We start from the raw sequence: 24,147 nt of genomic DNA, 5'->3' as shown, positions 1-24,147 counted from the left end.
GGAAGTCTGAGGGATATCTGCGGGCACCGGATGGGGCTACGAGTGTCAAAGAATGCACCACTTTCCGGGCGCGTTCTCGGTGCCCGGTCGACTCTGCCGCGGAATCGCGCGGCTCACGGAGACGCTCCAACGGCGCGGCGGTTCAAAGTGGTGCGTTTTGTGACACCTGCGCGTACCTGCGGCGGCATCGCGGCTCGAAAGTGCTCCCGCTCGGGCGTCGAATCGGGGACCATAGAGGTATGAGCGCTCCCACACCCGCCGACCCCGCCGGCGCCCCCGCATCGTCCACCTGGTCCACCGGAGCTGCGGCCGCGGTGGTGCCCCAGCCGGTTCGCGACGCCGTCGACGCCGCGCTCGCGGGCCTGCCTCGCGCCGAGCGTGAGATCTTCACGACCCGCGTTGAGCGCTGGTACCCGGATGTCATGGATGGTCTGCTGACCCTGTATGGCGAGCCCGCCGCCGGGCGCACCGCCGTAACCCTGCTGGCGGAGACGGCCCGCGCCTACGCCGCTCGCAGTCCCGAACTGCGCCACCTGGATCTGGCTCGCACCCTGGACCCCGCCTGGGTGCAGGATCCCTCCCGCATCGGCTACTCCGGCTACACCGAGCGCTTCGCCGGCGACCTGCGCGGCGTGGAGCAGCGCATCGGCTACCTGCGCGAGCTGGGCGTCAGCTACCTCCACCTGATGCCGCTGCTCACCCCCCGCCCCGGCGACTCCGACGGCGGCTACGCCGTGGCCGACTACCGCTCCGTGCGGCCCGACCTGGGCGACATGGACGACCTGGAGCATTTGACCGGTGAGCTGCGCAAGGAGGGCATGAGCCTGGTCATCGACCTGGTGCTCAACCACGTGGCTCGCGAGCACGAGTGGGCGCGTCGGGCCCGCGCCGGCGAGCAGCGCTACCGCGACTACTTCCTCATCTATCCCGACCGCACCGAGCCCGACGAGTACGAACGCACCCTGCCGGAGATCTTCCCCGACTTCGCCCCCGGAAACTTCACCTGGGACGAGGATCTCGACGGCTGGGTCTGGACCACCTTCAACTCCTTCCAGTGGGACCTGAACTGGCGCAACCCGCAGGTGATGGAGGAGTTCGTCGAGATCGTGATGGAGCTGGCGAACCGCGGCGTGGAGGTGCTGCGCCTGGACGCCATCGCCTTCACCATCAAGCGCAAGGGCACCGACTGCCAGGGGCAGCCCGAGGTCCACTCCATCACCGAGGTGCTGCGGGCGCTGACCCGCATCGCCTGCCCCGCCATCGCTCTGAAGGCGGAGGCAATCGTGGCCCCCACCGAGCTGCTGCAGTACCTGGGGCAGGGCCGTTACACCGGCAAGGTCTCCGACCTGGCCTACCACAACTCCCTCATGGTTCAGGTCTGGTCCATGTTGGCCAGCCGCAGCGTGAGTCTGGCCGTGCAGACGCTTTCCTCGCTGCCGATCGAGCCGTCCACCGCCACCTGGATCACCTACATCCGCTGCCACGATGACATCGGCTGGGCGATCGACGACGCCGACGCCGAGGCGGTGGGTCTGAACGGCTATCTGCACCGGGTCTTCCTGGCGGACTGGTACACCGGCCAGTACCCGATGAGCGATGCCCGCGGCCTGACCTTCCAGTACAACCCGGTCACCAACGACCGGCGCACGGCCGGGACCGCGGCCTCCTTGATCGGGATCGAAGCCGCCGCCGAGGCGGTGGCCGGCATCGATGAACGCACCCCTGCCTGGCGCGAGGAGGAACTGCGCACGTGGCTGGAGGAGCGCTTCAACGCCATGCGCCTGGCCTACGCCATCATCTACGGTTGGGGCGGCATCCCGGTGCTGTGGAGCGGGGATGAGTTGGCGCAGTTCAACGACCCGAACTGGGACACCGAGCCCGGCCACGAATCCGACTCCCGCTGGGCGGGGCGCCCCCGGCTGAGCGAGGCCGCCGTCGCCGAGCGCCACGACCGCTCCACGGTGCCCGGCCGGGTGTTCACCGACCTGGCGCATATCGGCAAGGTGCGGGCCTCCCTGCCGCAGCTGAGCGCGGACGTGCGCACCGTCGTCGCCCCCGTCGACGACGACGGCGTGCTGGTCACCTTCCGCGATCATCCGCGCGGCAGCTTCGTGGGCGTGTACAACGTGACTCCGGACTGGCGCTCCGTGCCCGCGGCGCGCCTGGCCGAGTACGGGGTGCTCGGGGCGGTGGACGTGCTCACGGACACGGTGCCCTCGGGTTCCACCAGCCTGGAGGGCGCCGGCGACGGCCAGGTGCCGGTGCCGCCCTACGCCGCCTGGTGGCTGGTGCGCTCCACCGACTGACGCGGTTCGGTGAGCCATGCCTTGGTGGGCGCCCGGTTTCAGCTGGCGTAGCGGGCCTCACGGCCGTCGAGCACCGTGTCGAAGTCGCAGGTCGATTCAATGATGCGCTCGCACATCCGGGCGTCCTGCGGGTCCAGGCCGAAGTCCTTCCGGGCCCGCTCCCAGGCGCCTCGGGCAACCTGCGCCACTCGCGTGGTCAGGTCGAGGACTTCGCTGCGCGGCAGTCCCCAGTCCAGGTCCAATAGTTGTTCTAGGCTCCGCTCCGACGTCGTCCCCTCCAGTGGCGTTCCGTCCCGTTCGTCCGGGCAGGGGACGACGTCGAAGACCGGTGCCGCCCGCCAGCCATCCGCGTCCCGGAGGAAGCCCATGTTCCAGGGGTGATCGTCGACGTCGTGCAGGCAGATCGACAGGGCAGCACGGGCCACCATGGCGCGCGCCACCTGCAGTGCCACGGCCTCGCAGGTGAGCAGGTCGTAGGTGTCGGCCACTGCGGGATACTTCGCCATGACGATCCCACCGCTGCGGTCGTCCCGCAATGCCAGCTTGGGGCGGGCTCCGCCCTGCCCCACAGGCCCGGGCAGGCGTCGTCGAAGACACCGAAGGTGGGGGCACTTTAGGCGGGGCCCCGCCCCGAAGGTCCGCGCCGCTCTTATGCCGCCTGGTGACTGGTGGGGTGCAGCTGCCGACGTGTGTTGGCCTCGAGGCGCCTGGCGAGCCAGGGGTCGGTGATGGCGTGGAAGCGATTGGGGAAGGTGCGGCGCACGCAGTGAGGCGCGCCCTCGATGACTGCGGTCTCGATGGTTGGATTCGCGCGACGGGTGATGTTGGTGAGATTGTCACCGCGCAGCACCACGCGCTCGGTGCCGGTGACGATCAGCGTCGGCACCGCCAGGGAGTCGATGACCTCCTCCCAGGGGGTCGGCGGGGAGACACAGCCCTGCGCGATAAACCCCAGGTCGACGCCGCAGGCGGCCTCCACGCTGGCGCGGGTCTCCCGGGGCGACCAGGTGGGGTTGTTGCGCATCTCCAACTCGAAGCGCGCCTGCGGGTCGGCGGCGATCTGCCGCATCTCCCGCACCTGGCGGTAGGCGTTAATGGCCAGCAGCCGGCGCCAGATCGGTGTGACGAAGGCCGGGTCCTCGGCGACGGCGGCGTCCACCAGGTCGGGGCGGTGCGCGGCCACGTCCAGGCTGGTCACCCCGCCCATGGAGTGCCCGACGACGGCGAGCGGCGCGCGCAGTGGACCCTCACCGCGCAGGCCGTGCGCGCGCAGGTCCTCCAGCACGTCCACCAGGTCGGCGGCCAGGCGCTCGCCGGTCGTCCTCTGGTTGGCCAGATCCGGCTGATCCCAGCGCGGGGAGTCGCCATGGCCGCGGGCGTCCAGGGCGACGATCCGGTAGCCGAACGCCGACCAGCGGTCCACGGCCTCGATCCAGCAGGCCGCGGAGTCGGTGATGCCGTGGGATAGGACGAGCACCGGCGCGGCATCGTCGTCCAGCGGCCCGGCCAGGTGACGGGCGAGCGGGGCGACGGCGGATGCCTCAACGATGGTCATACCCGGAGCTTATGCCGCCGCCGCTGGTGGTCCCGAACTCGTCTGCTACGCCCGTTCACCGGCTTCTGGCGTTTACGGGTGCGGTGGTGGGGTGGGGTGAGGTGTCTGCTGCGCCGGTTGGACGTTAACAACGCTACTTAACGGTCTGCTGTATACCTCGGAGCCCTTCAGCAGACGGTTAACTGGCGTTGTTAACGCCGAAGTGGCGAAGCGGACGGGGTGCCTCAGGCGAGCAGTTCCCGCCACCAGGCGGAGAAGACCGGGCAGCGTTCAAGGATGGCCGTCAGACCAACCTGTTGGATCAGGGTTATGCCGTCCACGGTTTTGCTGTAGCGGGGGAATGCGCGTTTGAGCCGCTTGGATGGGCTTGTGCTCGCGCCGTTGTTCACATCCTCCGGAGTGCCCGCAAGCTTTATGGCGGCGCGGAGGGAACGCAGCGCCTGGCTGGGAATGATCTCATCGCCTGCTCCGCCGTCGATGGCTGCGAGTACCAGGGACTCGAACTCATGCTTGATGATCAGCGGACAGAACCGATCGGCCGCAGCAGGATCGACGTAGTGCGAAGTGAGCGCCTCGGTGAGTTGGTGGCGGTCATTGGCGTCAGACCGGCGGCCATTCTGTCCGGGGGCTCCCGGTGGGTAACCGTAGTAGTCGATCATCAACCCCACGCGGCGCCAATGCGGTTGCCGTAACAGATTACGAAGCATGCGGTCGTATCCCTGCCAGCCACCGCCTCCTTTATGTGAGCCAGTGGGCGTGGCCGAGGTTTTCACAACCATGGGGGTCAGGGACACTCCCTGAGACTCGGCGGTTGGAGCCAACACTGTATTAGCGAAGGCCTCTTCGGTCTGTCCTTCAACTAGGAGCGCTACCCAACGGATACTCATCGCTCCGCCTCCCCGGACAGAGTCTCGGGTGCGGGGCGTCCGCGCAGCAGGTTCATCTCCCACAGGCTGCCCACCGAATACTCCTCGAGGAAACCGGTGAGTTCATCGGGATTCGGACGGCTGATGGTGGTGTTGCCGCCCACCCGGTTCAGCACGGCTACTTCTTCCAGGGAGAACTGTGACAGCAACGGCACCGACTGCGTTGCCAACAGGATTCGGTGTCCGTCGTCGGCGGCCGCGTGCACCATCTCGGCAAGTAGGCCTATCGCTGCCGGGTGCAGCCCCAACTCCGGCTCATCGAGCACGATCGTCGCCGGCAGATCCGGGCCGAGCAGCAGAGTCGCCAGACAGATGAAACGCAGGGTGCCGTCGCTCAGGGAGCGTGGCTGGAACACCCGGTCCAGGCCCCGCTGACGCCAGCGCAGGCGTAGCTGGTCGTTTCGGTTGGGTTGGAGCACGAAGTCCTCGAAGAACGGTGCTGCCAGACGTATGGTTGCCACGATTCGCTGATAGTGCTGCGGATGGTCGTCCCGAATGCGCAGCAGGTAGGCGGCGATGTTCTCGGCGTTGGCGCGCAAGGCGATGTCGTCGCCAACCTCGGAGAAGGAACGTGGCGGTGCCTCGGGGGAGACGTCGTCGAAGTGAAAGACCCGGCACCCGGAGACCAGCGGAGCCACATAGCGTGCGAAGCGTTGCAGCTTGCCGTCCTCAGGGTCATCGGCGGTGAGGAAGGAGGCGGCCCGACTGCGTGCCACCCGCCATGACACGTGCTCGTTGTAGGGCTCTGGGTACTTGGTGCGGTCGTGGAACAGGAAGTCCTCGGTGACGAGTGCGGCCTGCTCCTCGCTGTTGCGGTCCACCCGCAGGCGTACGCGGTAGCCGGTGGAGTGGTTCTGCGCATCGGGCAGACCGCGTATTTCAAAGGTGGCTTCATCGAATGATGCCGCCGCATCCGTGTGCAGCAGCGCCGGCAGGCCGCCGTGGCGCACCAGGTAGTCCTGGAAGGTGTTATCCCAAACGCGGGAGATGACCTCGAGTGCGCTGACGAGGTTCGACTTGCCCGCCCCGTTGGCGCCGATGAGCACGGTGACTGCGCTGGTGAGTTCCAAGTTCACTCTACTGATCGACGCGTAGCCCTCCACACTCAGTCCGCCGAGCGGTGCGGTGGCGTCGTCCATGGAGACCATGCCAAGACTCTACTGCGACTCCACTGCCCGCCGCCGCGGCCGCAGTGGGAACGTGCCACCGTTCCGGCGCCGGTCCGGCGTCGGGACCTTCCTCGAGGCTCGGGTCTCAGTGTGCCCGGATGAGTGGGCGATGTCAGCGGCGTCGATAGATCTCGCGTCGGTGGCCGACAGTCAGGACCAGCACGAGCAGTACGTCATCAGCAATCTCGTAGATGATGCGATAGCTGCCGGTGCGCACGCGCCACTCGCCGTCACCGCCTACCAGCTTCTTCGCCCCAGGCGGGCGTGGAGTCTGTGCCAGGAGGTCGATCGCCGCCCGGACTCTGCGACGGGCCGGCGCGTCAAGTTTGCGCAGCTGTTTCGCGGCTGCAGGGCTGAGCTCGACCCGGTAGCTCATGCCAGCCCGAGGTCGGCCTTGACTTGCTCCCAGGGGAGGGTTCCCTGCTCTTCAATCTCTGCGCGCGCAGCCTCGGCGGCTTCGATGTCGGCCAGGTCCTCGGCCGCCTCGATCAGACGGTCTAGATCCTCGGCGTCAATCACCGCCGCTACGCGACGGCCGTGCCGGGTCAAGAAAACGGGTTCGTGGCGCACCCGCGCGTCATCAACGACCTCCGCCAGACGGGCTCGGGCGTCTGTCACGCTCAGCATGCTCATAACGCTAGTGTGCATCAAAAGCGCCGGAATGTACATTCCGGCGGTCGTGCGGAGATGTGCCGCGGGGTCCTTGCCGTAGGGTGGCTTAACTCCTAGATTAATAGCATGACCGCGATTCGGGAGGCGCGGCAGGGTCTTGGACTCGCGCAGAGCGAGCTGGCCAGGAGACTCGGCGTGTCGGTCGCCTCGGTGTCGCAGACGGAGACGCGTGAGTTGCGCGGTGACATCACCCTGCGCACACGCTCCCGCTATCTCGAGGCTCTCGGACTGGCCGACGCCGGCGTGGTGGTTCCCCGCGCACCCGTGTTGCCCGAAGATGGGATGGGACTCTCCGACCGGGTGACGAGGATTGATCCGGGCAGCGCGGCGGCGTCGAGCCGTTCACGACGGCGCAGTTTGCTCCTGCATCGGCTGGTTGCGGAATCCGTCGACTGGTCGGACCGGGAGTCGTGGCTGCCGCGGGTGCGAGAGGGGATCGCGCGCATTCGGCGCTCGACGCAGGGGGAGCCGCATCTGTCGAATCTGAGCCGTTGGGAGGCGTGGGCCGAATCCGGCGAAGCGGCGGCGATGCGTGAGCGCATGTGCGCGACCGACGAGGACGCCTGCGGCCTGCGCGAGGTATCGCCAATGGCCGGCTTCCTCACCGACGCTCAGCGACAGACCGTCATCCGTTGGGAGCGAGAGCATTATGCGGCGTGAGGAGCTGTTTCACGCCATACGCGCCGCTTGCTCGATCACAGGTAGGCGCGAAGTCGTCGTCATCGGTTCGCAGTCGATCCTCGGCACCTACTCGGAGGATGAGCTCCCAGCGGAGGCGACGGTCTCTCGAGAGATCGACGTTCTTCCAATCGAAGTGACCCGCAAGTCGTTGAGAAGCCGGCCGACGCGATCGAAGGCGTAGCGGGGGAACTCTCGCCGTTCGAGCAACTCCACGGTTTCTTCATGAATGGTGTGCGGCATCCCCGGGGGAGGCATGATGGTTTGTGCCGCGGCCGACGCCGTCCTACAGACATGGAGTACGCCATGACCGACTTGCTATTCACCCCGCCCCGGCTCGTCGAGCCCGCCGACTTCCCCGCCTCCGAGCTGACCGCGCCCGGCATGCGCACGCTTCCGGCAGAAGATAAGCCCCGCTACGGGGAGGTCCACCTGAACGTGCCCTACGCCGAGAAGTCCGGCCGCACGCTCCACCTGCAGATCATCATGCCGCCGCGTCGGGTCGTCTTCCCCGACACCGCGACCGACGTCTACCCCACCATCCTGTATGTGCAGGGCTCGGCCTTCCACACTCAGCAGCTCGGCCATGAACTGGGCAACCTGGTGGCCTTTGCCGCCCGCGGGTACGTGATCGCCATCGTCGAGTACCGCGGCAGTGAGGTCGCGCCCTTCCCCGCCCAGGCCAAGGACGCCAAGACGGCGGTGCGCTGGCTGCGCGCACACGCCGCCGATTACCACGTCGACGTCAATCGCATGGCCATGTGGGGCGACTCCTCCGGCGGGCACACCACCCTGATGACCTGGGCCACCGGTACGGGCGGCGCCGACGACGATCCCGCCTTCTCCGACGAGCTCGTCACCGAGGGGCTGGGCCTGAGGGCCTTCGTTGACTACTACGGCCCCACCCACATCGGGCGGATGAACGAGTACCTGTCCATTCAGGACCATTTGGAGGCGGACTCTCCCGAGGGCTGGCTGATCGGCCGGGTGCGGGTGGACGAGCATCCCGAACTCGTCTCCCCCACCGTCATCATGGATCACGTGCCCCACGCCTCGCGGCGCGCTCTGCCGCCGCTGCTAGTGATCCATGGGGACAAGGACCGCATCGTCAACTTCTCCCAGTCCGTCTGGCTGGTGCAGGACCTGCAGGCCAAGGGCCAGGACGTCACCTTCTACCGGCTGGCCGGCGCCGACCACGGCGGTGCCCCCTTCTGGCAGGACGGCGTGCTCGACGTCGTCGACGCCTTCCTCAAGGAGCACCTGACCTAGGTCGTGGCCCGCTGCCGTAGCTCGCGGTTTCTCCGACACTCCGAAGCCGTCTGCTACGCCGGTTCAGCGTCTACAACGCCGGTTAGGGGTCTGCTGAATGGCTGACAGGCCTTCAACGGACACCTAACCGGCGTACCCAACACCGAAGTGGCGTAGTAGACGGGGGCCGTGCGTCAGCCTTGGCCGCCCGCCCTGCCCTGGCCACCGGCACCGTCGTCGGACGGCGCCTGGCCTCCCATGCCGCCACCCATTCCTCCGCCCATGCCCGAGCTGAGCGCCGCGGCGGTGCCGGTGGCCGAGCCGCCCGAGGTGGTGGCCACGGTGTACTCCGCGCCCTCGGTCAGGCCCAGCACGGTGAGGTACTGCGAGGTGAAGACGCTGGTCATCTCCCAGGAGCTGCCGTCCGCGCCGGTCACGGTGATGGTGTCGCCCGCCGACACGCTCGGGGAGCCGGTGATGCCAACGACCTGGCTCTCGCCGTTGACGTCCACCGCCCCGTCCACGGAGCCCGCCTGGCCGGAGACGACCACCTGCCCGCCGGTGATGTACGCCGACCCGTTGGAGTCGATGCCGTCGGAATAGGTGAAGGACACCTGCACCTGCCCGCCGGAGATCGTCAGCACCGCACCGTCGTCGCCCTCGGAGTCGACGTTCTCATGCCCCTCGATCACATAGTCGCCGTTGGTGGCGTTGATGCCGTCGTCGCCGGAGGTGATCGTCAGGGCCCCGCCGGCGATGTTGATGAAGGCCCCCTGGAGGCCCTCGTCCGCGGCGTCCAGGGTTACGGTGCCGTCCTCCTGCGTGTAGCTGACGCCGGCGTTGATGCCCTTGGGCTTGGTGGCCTCGTCGACGCCGGACTCATCCTCGTCATCATCCGTGGCGGCATCCGTGGCGACGGCGGTGGCGGCGTCGCCCGCCTGCTCGGCCGGGGCGCCCGCCTGCTGGTCCTGCGGCTGTGCCTGCTGCTCGGGCTGCGCGCCGGCCTCGCCCTGCTGGCCGGGCATGCCGCCCATGCCGCCGAAGCCCTCCTCCTGGACGGCGTTCGCCTGCCCGCCGCCCGCGGTCACGGCCAACGTAGTGCCATCCACGGTGACGTCGGTGGTCGCGGACACGCCGTCGTCGCCGGAGGTGATGGCGATGTCGGCCGCCCCCAGGGCTATGAAGCCCTTGGTCTCGTCGTCGTCCTCGGTGGACTTCAGCCCGTCCCCGCCGGCGGTGACGGTGATGGTGCCGCCGGAGACGACCAGGTAGTCCTTGCCGCGGATGCCGTCGTCGACGGCGTCCACCGTGAGCGCGGGCGCGCCCTGGATGACCAGGCCGTTCTTGGAGGAGATGGCGTCGTTGTGGTTGCCGGTCACGGTCAGCGAGCCGGTGCCGGTGATCACCACGGTGTCGGAGGAGAACAGGGCCGCGGTGGGGGCGTCCTCGCTGGTGTCGGCGTAGGTCTCCCCGTCGGTGAGCGTGTTCTCCGAGTCCTCGGCCAGCACGACGACGGCGCTGCCCGCATCCTGAATGTCAATGGCCGGACCGTCGGCGTTGGTGATCGCGGCGCCGTCGAGCACCAGGCGCACCTCGGCGTCGTCGGCGTTCACGATCACCTGGCCGTCCGTGAGCTCGCCGGACAGCACATAGGTGCCGGAGGCGGTGATGGTGATGTCGCCGCCGTCGACGCTCACGCCGGCTGTCCCGTCGCCGTCGACGCTCGCCGAGTCGCCGGACAGGGTGATCGTGGTGGCGGAGGCGGCGTCATAGGTGCCGTCGTCGTCGTCCGTGGTGACGGCGGCGACCGCCTCGGAGGTGTCGGCGTTCGCGGCCAGGATCTCGGCGACGCCGGCGCCGGTGGACGCCGTGGCCACCTCGCTGGTGATCGTGGTCCAGGCGGTTCCGGAGGCGAGGCCGGTGGAGGCGCTGGAGGTAGCGGTGCCGGTGGAGCAGCCGGCTACCAGCGCCACGGCGGCGAGGGCGGCCAGCGCCCGGATGGCGCCGGTGCGCGTGATGCGGTGCAGGTGTTTGAGCGGGTTCTTCATGTGGTGGAGTCCTCGTGAGTGGTGGTGTGCCTGGTGGTCCGGGAACGCCGGTGCGCGGCGGGCGCCGTCAGGCGGCGAAGGCCAGACGGTCGAATTGAGAGTCCTGGGTGTCGGCCAACTCGCGCCCCAGCACTCGGTGCCACTTGTTGGCGGGCAGCTCCGGGTGGAGCAGCGCCATGCCGGTGGCGAACTTGGAGATCTTGGCTGGGCGGTGCCCCTGCGCCCACAGCAGCCGGTCGGCGGGCGACGGCGTGGCCGGGTTCTTGGTCTCGACGATCACCAACCCGTCGGCCGACGCCTCCCGCACGGGCGCGCCGTCGGCGCTCAGATCGGTCCACGTCAGACCCGTGTCCACCGTGACCCGGGCGCGGGCCTGCGGCAGGTGCAGGGTGGTGCGTTCGTAGGAGGTCGCCAGCACCGGCACCAGCGAGTCGGCGAGCGCCGCGGCGTGTCCCGGCGAGCAGACCTGCGCCCGCTCCAGGCAGCCCGCCACGAAGGCGCGCCCCTCGGCGGTGAGCCGGTCGGCGTCGTCGAGCGCGCAGGGCATGCGCTGCTTGACCGTCGCGCCGCGCGCGCCGCGGGTCTTGACCTCCAGGAAGCAGGTTCCGGAGTCCAGGTAGGAGCGGGTGCGCACCTTGAAGCGACGACGGCGCTTGCGGGCGGCCAGCAGGTAGGCGTCCAGGCCGGGGGTGTCGAAGTAGGCGGAGGCGTAGGCGAAGCGGCGCTCGCCGTCGATGTCCAGTGCGCGTGCCTGCCCCTCCAGCGCGTCGACGACCGCCTGGGCCGTGGTCAGGGGCAGCAGGTACTTGCGGTCCACGCGGGTGAGCAGGCCGGCGGCGGCGTTGAGCTCGTCCAGTGTGGTTGTTGCCAGTTGGCCGGTGTGCAGGTGCTGATTCATGAGGGGTGACTCCTGTGGCTGCGCGGTGCGTGACGCGGCTTGTCCGTCCTCTGGTCCGGGTTCAGCGGCCGGCGGGCTGGGCCACGGGCTGCACCACGGGCGGGAAGACGTAGTCGGCGGTGTCCGTCGGAGTGGACGCGGCGGCGTGCTGGGGACGGGAGGCATGAGACGACGGCGCGGATGGGGGCGCCGGCGCCGGGGCGGGCGCGCTCGCGGCGGGCTGAGCCGACGCCGTCGTCGCCCGCGAGTGTCCCGTTGGGCGCAGGCGGAAGCGGACGTCGACGAGCGTGGTGTCGTCGACCAGGTCGAGGCGCTGCACCTCCACCGAGCGCACCTGCGCGTCCAGCAGCTGCTCCAGGTGGGTGATGAGCGCGTCCTCGTCGGTGATGGCGCGGTCCAGCATGATGATCTGGTGGCGGCTCCGGCGCATGAGTGCCGGGTGGTCGCCGATCCACAGGGAGGCGACGACGAGCGCCATCAGCAGGGCCGTCAGCGCCAGCGGTGCGGCGGTGATGCCGCCGAGCAGGCCCAGGGCCAGGGCGGCGAAGAAGTAGGCGACCTCGTGCTGGGCCAGCTCGGTGGAGCGCAGGCGGATGATCGACAGCACGCCGAACAGGCCCAGTCCCAGGCCGGCGCCGACCGACGCCGTCGACAGCAGGAGCGTGACCGCCAGGACGCCGACGTTGACGCCGGCGTACGCGGCCACCAGGTCCTTGCGGGCGTGGCGGCGGGTGTACAGGGCGCCGACGAGGACGACCAGGGCGACCAGGTCGACGGCGATGTAGGCGAGAGTGCTGGGAGACATTGGCTGCTTCCGGTTGTGGGGGAGGACGGCGTGGGCCGTCCCGGACCGCGTTCCACGCTAAGAGGCGAGGCTATGCGCGCCCTGTGAAAGTCGTGTCGTGGAGGTATGTGACCGGATGCGCGCCGGGAGGAGCGGGCCGGAGTCGCCGTCGGCGGGTGCCGACGACGTCGATGGCGGCCGTGGACAGTTCATATGGGCGTCGACGGCGGCTTCTAGACTGTGGCCCCGGCAGGACTCTGCCGGGCCCTGCCGCTCCGGCGTGCGGGGTCGCTTCTCCGCGTGCCGGTCCCCTTCCCCCACGCGACAGGAGCCGACGTGCCCTCCAAGCAGCCACCCAAGCAGAAACGCCGCTTCCACGGCTGGACCCTCCACGGCGACGGCCGCTCTATCGCCCCCGGCGAGGTCGTCACCCCCGCCGAGCGGCTGAGCTGGCCCCGCACCGTCGGCATCGGCGTGCAGCACGTCGTCGCCATGTTCGGCGCCACCTTCCTGGTGCCGCTGCTGACGGGCTTCAACCCGTCCACCACCCTGTTCTTCACCGGGCTGGGCACGCTGCTGTTCATCCTCATCACCGCGGGCCGTCTGCCCAGCTACCTCGGCTCCTCCTTCGCCCTGATCGCGCCGATCGGCGCCGTGACCGGGTATGCGGCGGACGCGGGCGCGCCGCTGGACGAGGCCAAGGCGTCCCTCGCGCAGGGCGGGATCATCTCCGTCGGCGCGTTGCTGGCGGTCATCGGCGTGATCGTCCACGTGGCCGGAACCGGCTGGATAGACCGGCTCATGCCGCCGATCGTCACCGGCGCCATCGTCTCTCTCATCGGCTTCAACCTCGCTCCGAGCGCCTGGAACAACGTCAAGACCGCCCCGGTGACCGCCCTGGTGACGATCGTGTCGATCCTGGTGATCACGGTGCTGTTCAAGGGCATCATCGGGCGGCTGTCGATCCTCATCGGCGTGCTGATCGGCTATGCCACCGCCTGTGTGAGGGGAGAGGTCGACTTCTCCCAGATCGCCCAGACCGGCTGGCTCGGCGTGCCCGAGTTCCGGGCGCCCGCCTTCGACGTCAGCCTCCTGGGCCTGTTCATCCCGGTGGTGCTGGTGCTGGTCGCGGAGAACATCGGGCACGTGAAGTCCGTGGCCGCCATGACCGGGGAGAACCTCGACGACGTCACCGGCCGCGCGCTGTTCGCGGACGGGCTGTCGACCATGTTCGCGGGCGTGGGCGGCGGCTCGGGCACGACCACCTACGCGGAGAACATCGGCGTCATGGCCGCCACCCGCGTCTACTCCACGGCCGCCTACATCGTGGCGGCCGTGACGGCTCTGGGCCTGTCCCTGCTGCCGAAGTTCGGCGTCATCATCGCCACCATTCCCGCCGGCGTCCTGGGCGGGGCGGCGACGGTCCTGTACGGCATGATCGGCATGCTCGGGGTGCGCATCTGGGTGCAGAACCGCGTGGACTTCTCCGACCCGGTCAACCTCAACACCGCGGCGGTCGCCATGGTAGTGGCCATCGCCGACTACACCTTCAGCTGGGGCGACATGACCTTCGCGGGCATCGCGCTGGGCTCGCTGGCCGCGATCGTCGTCTACCACGCCATGCGCGCCATCTCCCGAGCCCGGGGCACGAACCTGGAGGAGGCCTCACCGGCGTCGGCGCCCGCGGGCACCGAACTCGAGGGCCCGGCCTACGCCAAACGGGCCCGTCGGCGGGGCTGAAAGGGGCGCGGGCGGGCAGAGGCGTCGGGCTCCGTGTGCCGGCTTCTTGGAGTGGGTGGTGCACGATGCGAGTTCGCACCTGTCCCTCCGGCTGGACGTTCCACGACCTTGGGGCACGTTTTACGACCTTGGGGTGTGTTCCACGACCACCCCGGGGTCGTGGAACACACCCCAAGGTCGTGCAATGCATCAGCACGTCCCCTAGCTTGGGAAAGGATCGCTGCGAGCGTCGGCTCAGGCCGCCGGAGTGCTGTTCAGTCGTGCCAGGGCCTGGCGGTAACCGGCCTCATGCAGGTTCCAGATTCGGGACGGGACGCCGGTTACGCTCTCAAGCCGACGGGCCATACTTGGCGACAGTGGAGCTTCGCCGCGCAGGAGCTCATTGACACACTCAGGTGCGACCTCGAGCCTACGGGCGAGCTCGACCGTGTTGATCCCCTCGTCATCCATCCATTCCTGGATGAAATCCCCGGTAGGGACGATGTAGTTCGGCAAGCGACTCATCTTGCCTCCTTTCCGGTGCGGAAGCAGGCTAGTGGTAGTCGACGATGTCGATGACGCGCGCAACGACTGGGCTGCCACCCTCATCAATGACGATGAGACGCCAGTTCTTGTCCAGACGTGCAGACCATTGCCCAGAACGGTCAGCCCTCAGACGCTCCCAGCGGCCGGTACCGGCCAACAGGTCATCGAAGGAGTCGGGGTGGTGTGCCATGGTCGCTCGCGGATGCGCGCAGTTAACGTCCGCGAATTCGCGTCGGAGGCTCGCGGCAGACTTGGTGGCACGTCCTGACCGTACGACTACGAGAGCTGTGAAGGAGACAACTCATGCCAACGATCACTCTGCAACACCTGCTGGACGCCTGCAGCCGGGGAGGCGCCAGTGTCCTGACCTCCGTCACGCCGCTGGAACCCGCGGCCGGGCCACACGCGTCGGTGGCGCCGGCCAAGTTCTCCGAGCGCAGCAACAGCGTGTTCGCGTACGAGAGGCGATTCTGGGGAGGCAAGGCGGTCGACGCGGTAGTCATTGACTCCAAGCAGTCCCAGAACAACCGGCTCGAGGATGCAGTAGCAACGGCCATCGCGGACGGTGACGCGGTCCTGTCGCGTCTTCCCCGGATTGAGCTGCGATTCTCCGACGGACAGGTCTTCAGCGATCTCGAGCTACCTCATCGCGCCTTCGATGGGCAGATTCGCGCCGGGACGATCAATGGCCGTCCTGCAACGGATGCTGACGAGTACCGCGCTCTGCGCGACGCAACCATCACGCATGCGCGCCCACTCCTGGAGCGCAGCCCCATGACGCTCCTGCTTGGCGGATGGGACGCAAGCAGGAAGAGCCACCAGGGGCGTTACCGGAGCATTCTCGTGGGAGAGATCATCGGTATCCTCGCTGACCAAGACGGCAACCCGAAGTCCCATCAGTCCAAGCGCGGAGGCGCCCGCATCGACCCGTTGGGCGCCAAGATCGAGCTCGACAAGGCCGGGCGGAAGGCGATTGCCGATGCGCAGAAGGACGAGTTGTCGAAGAAGACCTATGAGAAGTCGGTGGGCAAGGATGAGACCGAGGGGCTGGCGCGTCTGGGTATCGGCGGGATTCCCCCGAGCCTGGAACAGCTGGGAGGGGTCGCCTGCCAGGCGATCATCCGCTCCCACGTTTTGAGCTTCGCCGCCCTGCGGGCCCTGCGCTTCGACAGCGATTCCCCCGCAGGGGATGTTGCTTGCAGGGCGGTCCTGGCCGCCTTGGCTCTGGACGGGTTGGCGCGTGCCGATGCGGAGCTGCTTCTACGGGCGAACTGCGACCTCAGAGAGGCGGGCGCGCCGGTGGTCAAGCTCGACAAGCGCTACGGTCAGGAGGAGACCTTCGACCCGCTCACCATCGAGCAAGCACAGGAGCTGCTGGCTGAGGCGATCGCCCACGCGGAGCAGACAGCCGGACTGAAGTGGGACGGTTCGGTGCTGGCGGTGGACGGCAACCCCGCGATCCTGGCGGCCGCCAGCGATGATTCACGGGACGAATGATGACGCCGATCGCCATTACCGCCCGGTTCCCCCTGGGCGTCTACCACGGTCACGCCCCCGACGGCGGAGTGGACTTCTATCCCTCGCCGGCACGCCTGTTCACGGCACTGGTTAGCGCTGCCTACACGGGTCCCGAAATGGGCTCCGACGGTGCGCTGATCCCCGACGTCATTCATTGCCTGAACTGGCTCGAGGAGCATCCGCCAACGGGACTGAAGTTGCCCGAGGCGATGGAGGTCGACTCGGAGGCACGCGGTCGTGTTGCCTACCGGGATACCGGTGTCATTGAAAAGAATGCGCCGAAGCGGTCCTCCAAGAGAGTCTCCGACGGCGTCGCCGTCCGTGGCCCGATGCAATGGATCTGGGATGACATGCCTGCGGAAGTCCGCACTGTCTTGGATCGGTTGTGTGCGGATGTGCCCTGCCTGGGGGAGACCGACAGCCCGGTAGTCATGGAAGTGGGGGAAGCTGTAGACGCCAAAGCGCCCAACTGGCGCCTGAACCCGGACGCCACGCCCTTCACCCGTGGTGGAAGGCAATTCGTCGGGGCAGCCCCGGGAAGAGCGGATGCTCTGGCGCGACTGTACGCCGAGGCCCGGCCTCAGAAGCCCCCCACCAAGAGCGCGGACCGCTTCAAACCAAGTGCAGACGAGGTCCGGCTGCAGCCTGTCTCGACCGAATGCCTGTGCATGCTTCAGTACGTGGAGGCGGAGCCCGAACGGGCAACTGTGAGTGGGCCGCCTTGGAATGAAGTGGTTGTCCTGCTGGCCGACGACGGTTCTGGAGGGGAGATCGAACCGTCGCGTCGTCTGGACTGGTGCGTCGCGTTCCACCGTGCGCTGATCTCCCGGATCGGTGACGGCGCCCCCGCCGTCGTGACCGGCCGCTACCTTGACGGCGCGCCACCGGCCAACCGCCTGGCGATCCAGTACGCGCCGGCCTCGGTGCTGGCCCTGTCCACGTTGGAGGGCAGCACAACGTCGGCGCCCGGCGTCTTCCTGGTCTTGCTTCCCAGGGGAATCAAGGCCGATGAGACCGCAGTCGTGCTTGCGGCCTTGACCGGCATGACGCGGCTCAAGTCCCGCTGGGGAGTGGCAAAGCTGCGCCCGCTGGATGAGGTGGTCTCCGCAGGAGACTTCTGGAAGGCACCCGGGCCGGGGACCTCGCGTATGTGGTCGCCTGCGCCGGTGGCGGTCCCCGAGGTTGTTAGGCAACGCCGTGATTGGCGGTTCGAGGACGCGATCCTGCTGTCACTCGGTTTCGTTCGGCGGGAGGCGTTGAAGAGTGTGCCGAAGGGTGAACGGGGATACCGGTCCCTGGTCTCGCAGGTGCGCGATCACCATGCCGGGGTCCTTGGATATCAGCGGATCACCGACAGGCCTGCTGCCTATGCCCACAAGATGCCGCAGGGCATGATGGCTCAGCCATACCGTGCGGTGATCGACGTCGGAGATCTGCTGGCCGATAGGACGTTGGCCGCCATCGGGCAGAGTCGCCACCTCGGCGGTGGGCTGCTCGTGCCCGTGGACCTTCCCCTCGAGTTGGCACAGGCGGCCGTCAGGAGAGGGAGCCATGCTGGAGATTGAGGATTTCGACGACTTCTTCGAGTCGGTTCACGGTTCAGGGGTTCGTCCGTTTATCTGGCAGAAGGAACTGCTCGAGTACTTGGTGTCCCATGGGACCTGGCCCGAGCAGATTGCCGCCCCAACCGGTGCCGGCAAGTCCAGCGTCATTGAAGTACACGTGTTCGCCAACGCCCTGGCGGCCATAGGTCGAGGTGCGCGTGTTCCGCGGCGACTCGCCGTTGTTGTCAATCGCAGGGCCTTGACCGATGCGCATGCGGAGAAGGCCGAGCGCGTTAAGGCCTTGCTTGATCAACCCGGTCTTGGAAACGCGAATGTATTGACGCGCGTCCGTGATGCTCTGGCGAGTATGCGCCCAGACGCCGCTGAAGACCGTTCACCACTGGTGGTGACCACTATGCGCGGCGCCGCTGCAACGGATCGTACCTGGCTCAATGCCCCGGAGGCTTGTGCAGTGTTGTGCATGACGCCGGCCATGTGGGCGTCCTCCCTTCTGTTCCGGTCATACGGCGCACCGAGACACGCGCGTCCAAGGTTGGCGGGGATGCTCGCCGTGGATGCGGCGGTAGTCGTTGACGAGGCGCATCTGAATCGCCAGATCATGGTCACCGCCAGGCGCGTATCAGAGTTGTGCGGGCACACCGCCGAGAAACTCGGACTACCCGTACTACAAGCGGTGGAAATGACGGCGACGCCGTCTCGGCGAACCGGCCAGACCATCGGAGTCACTCGGGAGTCGCTGGATCATGACGAGCCCTTGGCTCGCCGGGTCCAGGCCGCCAAGGTGGCCGAGTACATTCCCACGGCCACATGGCCCGAGAACGGGAGGATGACTACCGCATACCGTGACGACGTCGTCGACCAGGTCGTCAAAGCGGTGCAGGAGGCGAAGTCTCTGGTCCCAGATCACTCAGACGGGGATCATGCCCCTCGAACCGTGGGTTGCGTTCTCAACCGTGTAGACAGCGCCGTGCGGGTCTGTAAGGCGCTGGACTCCCAAGGCCTCAGCTGTGCGCTCAGGGTGGGGCGCATGCGTCCCTGGGACCTGCGCCGGCTCCAGGTAACGGAACCCGGTTTGTTCAGCCCACGTGGTTCCAAGCGGATCGACGTACTGGTGGCGACCCAGACCGTAGAAGTGGGAGTGGACCTGGACCTGGTCTCCATGGTCACCGAACTGGCCTCTGGGAGTGCTTTGGCGCAGAGGGCCGGTCGTGTCAACCGGCTGGGTCGCCGCGAGCAGGGCCGGTTCGTCGTCGTGGGGCCGTATCCGGAAACCGACTTGGACAAAGACGTGCTGCCCTATCGCAGCGCCGATCTGGCTCGGGGCAGACAGTGGATTCTGGCGCGCGAGGCGCAGGGGAGCCTTTCGCCGCTCGCTGTCAGTGAGAATCCGCCCGAGCCGGAGATGCCACGACGACTCCTGTGGCAGCGTCCCGAGCCATGGGACGTGGCTCTGTGGTCTAAAACGTCCATGGATTTGGTGGTCGAACCCGAGCTGGATCTCTGGCTGCGTGACGAGCTGGAACCCGAGACGGAGGAGGTTGGGGTAGTTGTGCGGAAACTGTCCGAGCTGCCCGACGCCGACTCCTGCGAAGCACTGGTACGGGCAGTGCCGCCGCAAGCGTGTGAGGTGTTCCCGGCGTCGATCGGTACTGTGCGTAATGCCGTGGAGCAGCTCTTGCAGAACCAGTCAGCGGCGAATAGTGAACACACGGCTGAGCTTCTGCGTCACTCTGTGCTGTGGAGAGATGACAATGCCGTCCCTGACTGGCAGGTGCAGCTTGCCGCGGCAATGGAGGGAGAGCGGCCGGCGGCCCCCGACCTGCATCCGGGTGACTTGCTCGTCATTGACGAGGAGGCGCGATTCTTCACCAGCGGGGTGATTACCGCGGACGGCGACGAAACGTGCCAAGCCGTACCGGCGTCCGACCTCGAGGGCATCTTCCGGATCGTCACCGACCCAGAAGAACTCCTTGAGTTTGCGGTACCTGGTCAACAGGTGCTTGAGGAAGCCGACCAGGAGCAAAACGTCGAGTGGCCGCCGGGCTGGGAACCCGGAAGTGGAGCAGCGCCGGACTGGGCGGTGTTCCGAAGCAGTGCCATCGTGGACGATGAGTCAGGCATGCGGTCGGCGTTTTCTCGCAACCCGGGGTGGGTGCTGCTCGAGCAGCACAACGCCGATGTCGCCGCACGCGCACGGCAGCTGGCCACCGGCGTCGACTTGGACGCCGAACTGGTGGAGGCGCTGGCCGAGGCCGGTCGATGGCACGACGTCGGCAAGACGGATGAACGATTCCAGCGTTTCTTGAAGCGCCGGGCCGGATTCCCCGATCGTGTTGCCAAGAGCCGAGGCGGCTCCAGACGGACGATCCTGCGGGCATGGGCCGATGCGGGGCTGCCACCGGGATGGCGGCACGAGCTGGCTTCGGCAGCCGCCTACTGGGCACAGGACGAAGCCTGCACGGATGGCGAGCGGCGCGAACTGGTGGCGCGGCTCATCGGCACCAGCCATGGTAGAGGCAGACCCCTGTTCAATCACGATCCCGAGACCGCGGGACCTGAACATCTGGATGCTCTCGAAGAGCTCGTGGGCGAAGGCGAGTGGGAATCACTCATTGCCCGCACCGGCGGCGCCTGGGGCGAATGGGCGATCGCCTACCTCGAGGCGATGCTACGAGCTGCGGATTGCTCCGTCTCAGCGGAAGGGAAGTGAACGGCATGGAACTCGCCGGAGCGTACACGAGTGCGCTGACCACCTTCGCAGGGTTGGGCGCGGCGCTCATACTGGAACGAAGTGGCGCACGGCGCGTTCGTCTTGGATGGACGAATACGACTTCCCCGCGCCTGAAGCTCACTGCGGAGGGGGAAGACGATGCCACGATCGCTGCCATGATTCAACAGCACGCGAAGGATCGTGCGATGCACGCGAGTTGGCTCCATGCCGATCTCGAAGGTGACCCCTGGGCCGGCGCCAATGCGGTGTTCAGCCCGAGGATCAAATCGGCAGCAGCGAAAAGCGGGAAGGGCGCGCCCACGCCTTCGTCTGCGGAAATCGCTGCACGGTGGCAGACGCTCCAGAAGGCGAGATACGAGGGTATCGACCAGGAGCTTGCATCGCCCGGCCATGATGCTGATCTTGAACTCATCGGCGCCTTAGGTGAACCCGCGTACTGGCGGATTGCCTCCAATGGCCCCAGGCCCGACGAAGGCGCTAGTCGCTGGGAGATGAAGACGCGGAACCGCGGCGAGGACTTCGTGGGCAACCGTCTGCGGGGCTTGGCACGCATCGTGGCCAAGCGGGAACCCGCAACTGTGTTAGGCGGACTGACCGGGCGAACATTGGTGGATGAGGCCTACGCCAAGAATCGTTCGGACGAATCGCGGACCGCCACCGGGCTCACGGTGCCCCGGTTCACTGACAGTGCCCTTGCCTGGTGCGGGCTGTGGGGGATCGCCTCATTCCCGGTCATTCATCGCTTTGACAGGCCGTCTGTGACCGCTGGGGCGTTCCCGGTAGGACGCTTCATGCCCGCTAAGTTGGTGCTTCCGGTGCTCACGGGGGCGTACTCGCTGGGGCGGTGGCGTGCGACGCTTCTTTCCGAACAGCTCGCGCGGTGTGCTGAGGCGGGTGTGGGAGAGGAAACTACGGCGCGGGCGTGGTTGGTATCGCATGGCGCGGAGGCGCTCATCGCCTTCCAGGTCAATGTCAGTGATAATCCGAACGCTCCTGAGCGATATCTGGGAGAGGGCACTGCCATGCCCCTGCGCTGAGCGGCTTCGATGCCGAAGCAACGACGGCAACTCAGGAAAATCTGGGGAGGGACCCTGAGGAGGGTTCCTCCCCAGATTCATGTCGTACATCGGTCGTAGCGTCGCGGCGGTGCCAGGAAGTCCCTGATGCCGCGATCCGGCCCTTGAGGCCGTCAAAGGAGACACTTATGAACCGTGCGGAGAGCCAAGAAGCGATCCCGATCAGTCTCGTCATTCATACCGTCTACTGTCCACGGCGAACGTGGTTGGAGTCGGTCGGGGAGAAGACGGATACGGCGCAAATGCAGGCGGGCACTGACGCTCATCGGCGTGCGGACCAGGCGGGGGAGAGTCGTGCGAAGGAGCACCGTGCCGTCAGCGTCCGCGGCGACCGACTGGGCCTGACTGGCAGATGCGATGTTCTGGAGGGTGATCCCGGAGCCCCGTTGACGATAGTGGAGTATAAGGCGACTCCTGTGCGACGGCGCCCGGAGGTAACAGCTGCCAACAGAATCCAATTGGCATTACAGGTCCTGTGCCTGGAAGAGATGGGGGAGCAGGTTGCGGAGACTCAAATCTACTTCACGAATCATCGCCGCAGGGTGGAGGTCCATCTGAACGAAGAGGACTTTGCAGAGGCCGAGCGAGCCGTAGAGCAGACTCGACACATCATTTCTTCGCCGACGGCTCCACCCCCGGTGGAGGATGACTCTCGATGCCGCTGGTGTTCACACGTGTCTGTGTGCCTGCCTTCCGAACATCGATATGAGGCTGCTAGACGGAGGATCGTGGCAACATTGCCTGATGCTCAGGTTCTCCACCTCGCTACGCCGGGTGCAAGGGCGTCTCTCCGGAGTGGCAGAGTTGAGGTTATCAAAGCGGGGGACACGCTAATGACGATCCCTTTAGAGAGGGTGTTCGGTATAGTAGTCCACGGGAACGTCGATGTGTCATCTGCGCTGCTGCGTGAGATGTGTTGGAGGGACCGTTGTGTGGTCTGGTGCTCTTGGTCTGGAAGGGTAATCGGATGGTCGCAAGGAGCGGATTCTTCCAACGGTCTACAACGCGTTCAACAGCATGTCGCCAGCGCCCGTGGGAGGCTGGATATTGCCCAACAGATGGTGGCCGCGAAGATTGCGAATCAAGCCACTCTGCTTAGGCGGAATGGTGATGCGCCCAGGGCTGTGGACCGAATGCGAGTGCTGCAGCGCGATGCTCTAGTGGCGCCGTCTTTGAATGACTTGATGGGAACTGAGGGTGAGGCTGCGGGGTTGTATTTTGATTCTTTCGACACCATGCTCGAGGGTAAGACGGCCGCATTCGCGGCGAACCGTTGGGGTGGCCGTCACCGCAGGCCGGCGCCCGACCCCGTTAACGCGGCACTTGACTACGCGTACGCTCTGCTTTTGGGGGAGTGTATTCGTGGGTTGGTTGCCTGCGGTCTTGACCCGCATGCGGGATTTCTCCACTCCAGTTCTCGCAATAAGCCCGCGTTGGCCCTTGATCTCATGGAAGAGTTTCGGGCGCCAGTGGCTGATTCCGTGGTTGTGCGTGCCTTCCGCAACGGTGAGGTCGGTTCGGGTGACTTCACCGAGATCATGGGTGCGTGCCGCCTGAGTGATCACGGGAGAAAGCAGCTAATCAGTGGTTTTGAACGTCGTATCGAGACTTCGTTCAAGCACCCTGTGTTCGGTTATGACGTGACCTGGCGGCGTGCGATCGAAGTCCAGGCTCGTCTCGTGCTTGGAACGATTGACGGTACGCAGCGCTCCTATAAGGGGGTGACGATTCGCTGATGCGGGACGATGTTAGGCGGGTCCTGGTAGCTTATGATGTGCCGTCGGATAGACGCCGAAGCCGGGTTGCCAAGAAACTGCTCAAGTATGGCGATCGTATCCAGTACTCGGTCTTTGTTGTTGATGCTACTCCGGCGAAGCTTTTGCGGATGCGTGCCGAGCTCGACGAGGTCATCGATCCCGATGAGGATTCTGTGTTGCTGTGCGATGTAGGCCTGTTGGCCAGCGTTGACGCCGAGCGCTTTTCCTACATCGGTTTGACCCGGACGATCACGCCTGAGGGGCCGCTTGTCGCGTAGCCTGTGACTGGCGGCGAGCGCTCCGGTGGTCCGGATGAGCCCGGTAGCGCTCGCCGCCCTCAACGCCGCGTTTTGTGGCATTTCGGAGGACACACGGCTCGGTGTGGAGTGCGTCAAGGTGGTGCGTCCGGGACGAGCGCTCGCGATGTGGCTCCATAGTCGCGACGTGGTGGGCTAATCTATTGGTGCTGTTGCAGTCCCTCCGGGGACTGCACTTCATTGAGGCATCGCCGGACGTGTCCACGACTGGACCATGGCGATGATGTTGCAGTCCCTCCGGGGACTGCACTTCATTGAGGCCCTCACGCACTTTCCGACACTCACCCGCGTCAGCATGGTTGCAGTCCCTCCGGGGACTGCACTTCATTGAGGCACGCACACGTCCGCCCCGTACATGGGTGTGTCCCGCGGTTGCAGTCCCTCCGGGGACTGCACTTCATTGAGGCCTCACCAGCGCGCGAGGACCACGGTGCGGTCGGGTGTTGCAGTCCCTCCGGGGACTGCACTTCATTGAGGCGTGGCCGAGGCCGTCCGCCCGGCGTCCCCGGAGCGCAGTTGCAGTCCCTCCGGGGACTGCACTTCATTGAGGCACGGGTATGCGCACGACGCCCTGGCTGTACCCCTGCGTTGCAGTCCCTCCGGGGACTGCACTTCATTGAGGCCGGCCCGGCCT

Annotated in this window: 21 protein-coding genes and 1 CRISPR repeat array (1 of these 22 only partly in view); of the genes, 10 read left to right on the top strand and 11 right to left on the bottom strand. The window is 66.9% G+C overall.

Going from position 1 to position 24,147, the window contains the following annotated elements:
- Positions 1-239 precede the first annotated feature (239 nt).
- A complete protein-coding gene (locus tag C3B71_RS15400) occupies positions 240-2,306 on the top strand; it encodes an alpha-amylase family protein (RefSeq protein ID WP_108969270.1) in 2,067 nt (688 codons plus the stop codon).
- Between the two features lie 38 nt (positions 2,307-2,344).
- Here C3B71_RS15400 and C3B71_RS15395 read toward each other — a convergent pair whose 3' ends face one another.
- From C3B71_RS15395 to C3B71_RS15370, 6 genes are all read right to left on the bottom strand, one after another.
- Entirely contained in the window at positions 2,345-2,812 is a 468-nt protein-coding gene (locus C3B71_RS15395) for a HipA domain-containing protein (protein WP_146752422.1), read from the bottom strand.
- Between the two features lie 143 nt (positions 2,813-2,955).
- A complete protein-coding gene (locus C3B71_RS15390) occupies positions 2,956-3,861 on the bottom strand; it encodes an alpha/beta fold hydrolase (RefSeq protein ID WP_073333321.1) in 906 nt (301 codons plus the stop codon).
- A 224-nt stretch (positions 3,862-4,085) separates the two neighbouring features.
- Complete coding sequence (locus tag C3B71_RS15385; RefSeq protein WP_234415963.1) at positions 4,086-4,748, bottom strand: DUF4276 family protein; 663 nt, start codon at positions 4,746-4,748, stop codon at positions 4,086-4,088.
- Positions 4,745-5,935 (bottom strand): AAA family ATPase, encoded by a 1,191-nt coding sequence (locus tag C3B71_RS15380; RefSeq protein WP_234415962.1) that lies wholly within the window; start codon positions 5,933-5,935, stop codon positions 4,745-4,747. Before C3B71_RS15380 ends, C3B71_RS15385 begins: the two co-directional genes overlap by 4 nt.
- Before the next feature lie 133 nt (positions 5,936-6,068).
- Entirely contained in the window at positions 6,069-6,332 is a 264-nt protein-coding gene (locus C3B71_RS15375) for a type II toxin-antitoxin system RelE family toxin (protein WP_108969265.1), read from the bottom strand.
- Positions 6,329-6,589, bottom strand: coding sequence for a type II toxin-antitoxin system Phd/YefM family antitoxin (locus tag C3B71_RS15370; protein WP_092607461.1), 261 nt, complete (start codon positions 6,587-6,589; stop codon positions 6,329-6,331). Before C3B71_RS15370 ends, C3B71_RS15375 begins: the two co-directional genes overlap by 4 nt.
- Before the next feature lie 105 nt (positions 6,590-6,694).
- Here C3B71_RS15370 and C3B71_RS15365 point away from each other — a divergent pair, with 105 nt between their 5' ends.
- Entirely contained in the window at positions 6,695-7,288 is a 594-nt protein-coding gene (locus tag C3B71_RS15365; RefSeq protein ID WP_108969262.1) for a helix-turn-helix domain-containing protein, read from the top strand.
- A 324-nt stretch (positions 7,289-7,612) separates the two neighbouring features.
- On the top strand, positions 7,613-8,575 hold the full coding sequence (locus tag C3B71_RS15355) for an alpha/beta hydrolase (RefSeq protein ID WP_159097719.1): 963 nt from the start codon (positions 7,613-7,615) through the stop codon (positions 8,573-8,575).
- Positions 8,576-8,748: 173 nt separating this feature from the next.
- Here C3B71_RS15355 and C3B71_RS15350 read toward each other — a convergent pair whose 3' ends face one another.
- The 3 genes from C3B71_RS15350 to C3B71_RS15340 all read right to left on the bottom strand — a co-directional run bounded on the left by C3B71_RS15350 (position 8,749) and on the right by C3B71_RS15340 (position 12,305).
- Positions 8,749-10,602, bottom strand: a complete 1,854-nt coding sequence (locus tag C3B71_RS15350) for a carbohydrate-binding domain-containing protein (RefSeq protein WP_108969254.1) — start codon at positions 10,600-10,602, stop codon at positions 8,749-8,751.
- A gap of 67 nt (positions 10,603-10,669) precedes the next feature.
- Entirely contained in the window at positions 10,670-11,500 is an 831-nt protein-coding gene (locus C3B71_RS15345; RefSeq protein WP_108969252.1) for a polyphosphate polymerase domain-containing protein, read from the bottom strand.
- Positions 11,501-11,561: 61 nt separating this feature from the next.
- A complete protein-coding gene (locus C3B71_RS15340; RefSeq protein ID WP_108969250.1) occupies positions 11,562-12,305 on the bottom strand; it encodes a DUF4956 domain-containing protein in 744 nt (247 codons plus the stop codon).
- A gap of 315 nt (positions 12,306-12,620) precedes the next feature.
- Here C3B71_RS15340 and C3B71_RS15335 point away from each other — a divergent pair, with 315 nt between their 5' ends.
- Entirely contained in the window at positions 12,621-14,024 is a 1,404-nt protein-coding gene (locus tag C3B71_RS15335; protein ID WP_108969248.1) for a uracil-xanthine permease family protein, read from the top strand.
- 234 nt (positions 14,025-14,258) lie between these two features.
- On the opposite strand, the gene C3B71_RS15330 is transcribed toward C3B71_RS15335, so the two are convergent.
- The gene (locus C3B71_RS15330; RefSeq protein ID WP_234415961.1) at positions 14,259-14,528 is read right to left on the bottom strand and encodes a helix-turn-helix transcriptional regulator; all 270 of its coding nucleotides are present in this window, start codon (positions 14,526-14,528) and stop codon (positions 14,259-14,261) included.
- Between the two features lie 28 nt (positions 14,529-14,556).
- Positions 14,557-14,739, bottom strand: a complete 183-nt coding sequence (locus C3B71_RS15325) for a type II toxin-antitoxin system YoeB family toxin (RefSeq protein ID WP_108969245.1) — start codon at positions 14,737-14,739, stop codon at positions 14,557-14,559.
- 113 nt (positions 14,740-14,852) lie between these two features.
- Here C3B71_RS15325 and cas7g point away from each other — a divergent pair, with 113 nt between their 5' ends.
- The 6 genes from cas7g to cas2 all read left to right on the top strand — a co-directional run bounded on the left by cas7g (position 14,853) and on the right by cas2 (position 23,474).
- Positions 14,853-16,046, top strand: coding sequence for a type I-G CRISPR-associated RAMP protein Csb1/Cas7g (gene cas7g / locus C3B71_RS15320; RefSeq protein WP_073333308.1), 1,194 nt, complete (start codon positions 14,853-14,855; stop codon positions 16,044-16,046).
- A complete protein-coding gene (gene csb2, locus C3B71_RS15315) occupies positions 16,043-17,632 on the top strand; it encodes a type I-G CRISPR-associated protein Csb2 (RefSeq protein WP_108969243.1) in 1,590 nt (529 codons plus the stop codon). The genes cas7g and csb2 overlap by 4 nt, the downstream gene beginning before the upstream one ends.
- A complete protein-coding gene (gene cas3g / locus C3B71_RS15310) occupies positions 17,619-20,342 on the top strand; it encodes a type I-G CRISPR-associated helicase/endonuclease Cas3g (RefSeq protein WP_108969240.1) in 2,724 nt (907 codons plus the stop codon). Before csb2 ends, cas3g begins: the two co-directional genes overlap by 14 nt.
- Before the next feature lie 5 nt (positions 20,343-20,347).
- Positions 20,348-21,400 carry a hypothetical protein gene (locus C3B71_RS15305; RefSeq protein WP_146752421.1) on the top strand — a complete coding sequence of 351 codons (1,053 nt, stop codon included), beginning with the start codon at positions 20,348-20,350 and terminating at the stop codon, positions 21,398-21,400.
- A gap of 167 nt (positions 21,401-21,567) precedes the next feature.
- Positions 21,568-23,175, top strand: coding sequence for a CRISPR-associated endonuclease Cas4/Cas1 (locus C3B71_RS15300; protein ID WP_108969236.1), 1,608 nt, complete (start codon positions 21,568-21,570; stop codon positions 23,173-23,175).
- Positions 23,175-23,474, top strand: a complete 300-nt coding sequence (gene cas2, locus C3B71_RS15295) for a CRISPR-associated endonuclease Cas2 (RefSeq protein WP_199912529.1) — start codon at positions 23,175-23,177, stop codon at positions 23,472-23,474. Before C3B71_RS15300 ends, cas2 begins: the two co-directional genes overlap by 1 nt.
- 190 nt (positions 23,475-23,664) lie before the next feature.
- Positions 23,665-24,147: a CRISPR direct-repeat array (repeat unit 36 nt; unit sequence GTTGCAGTCCCTCCGGGGACTGCACTTCATTGAGGC) (it continues 1,569 nt past the right edge of the window).

Source organism: Actinomyces sp. Z16 (assembly GCF_003111765.1).
GTDB classification, from domain to species: domain Bacteria; phylum Actinomycetota; class Actinomycetes; order Actinomycetales; family Actinomycetaceae; genus Actinomyces; species Actinomyces glycerinitolerans.
The sequence above is the reverse complement of the archived record's forward strand: the minus strand, read 5'-3'. Positions and strand labels throughout refer to the sequence as shown.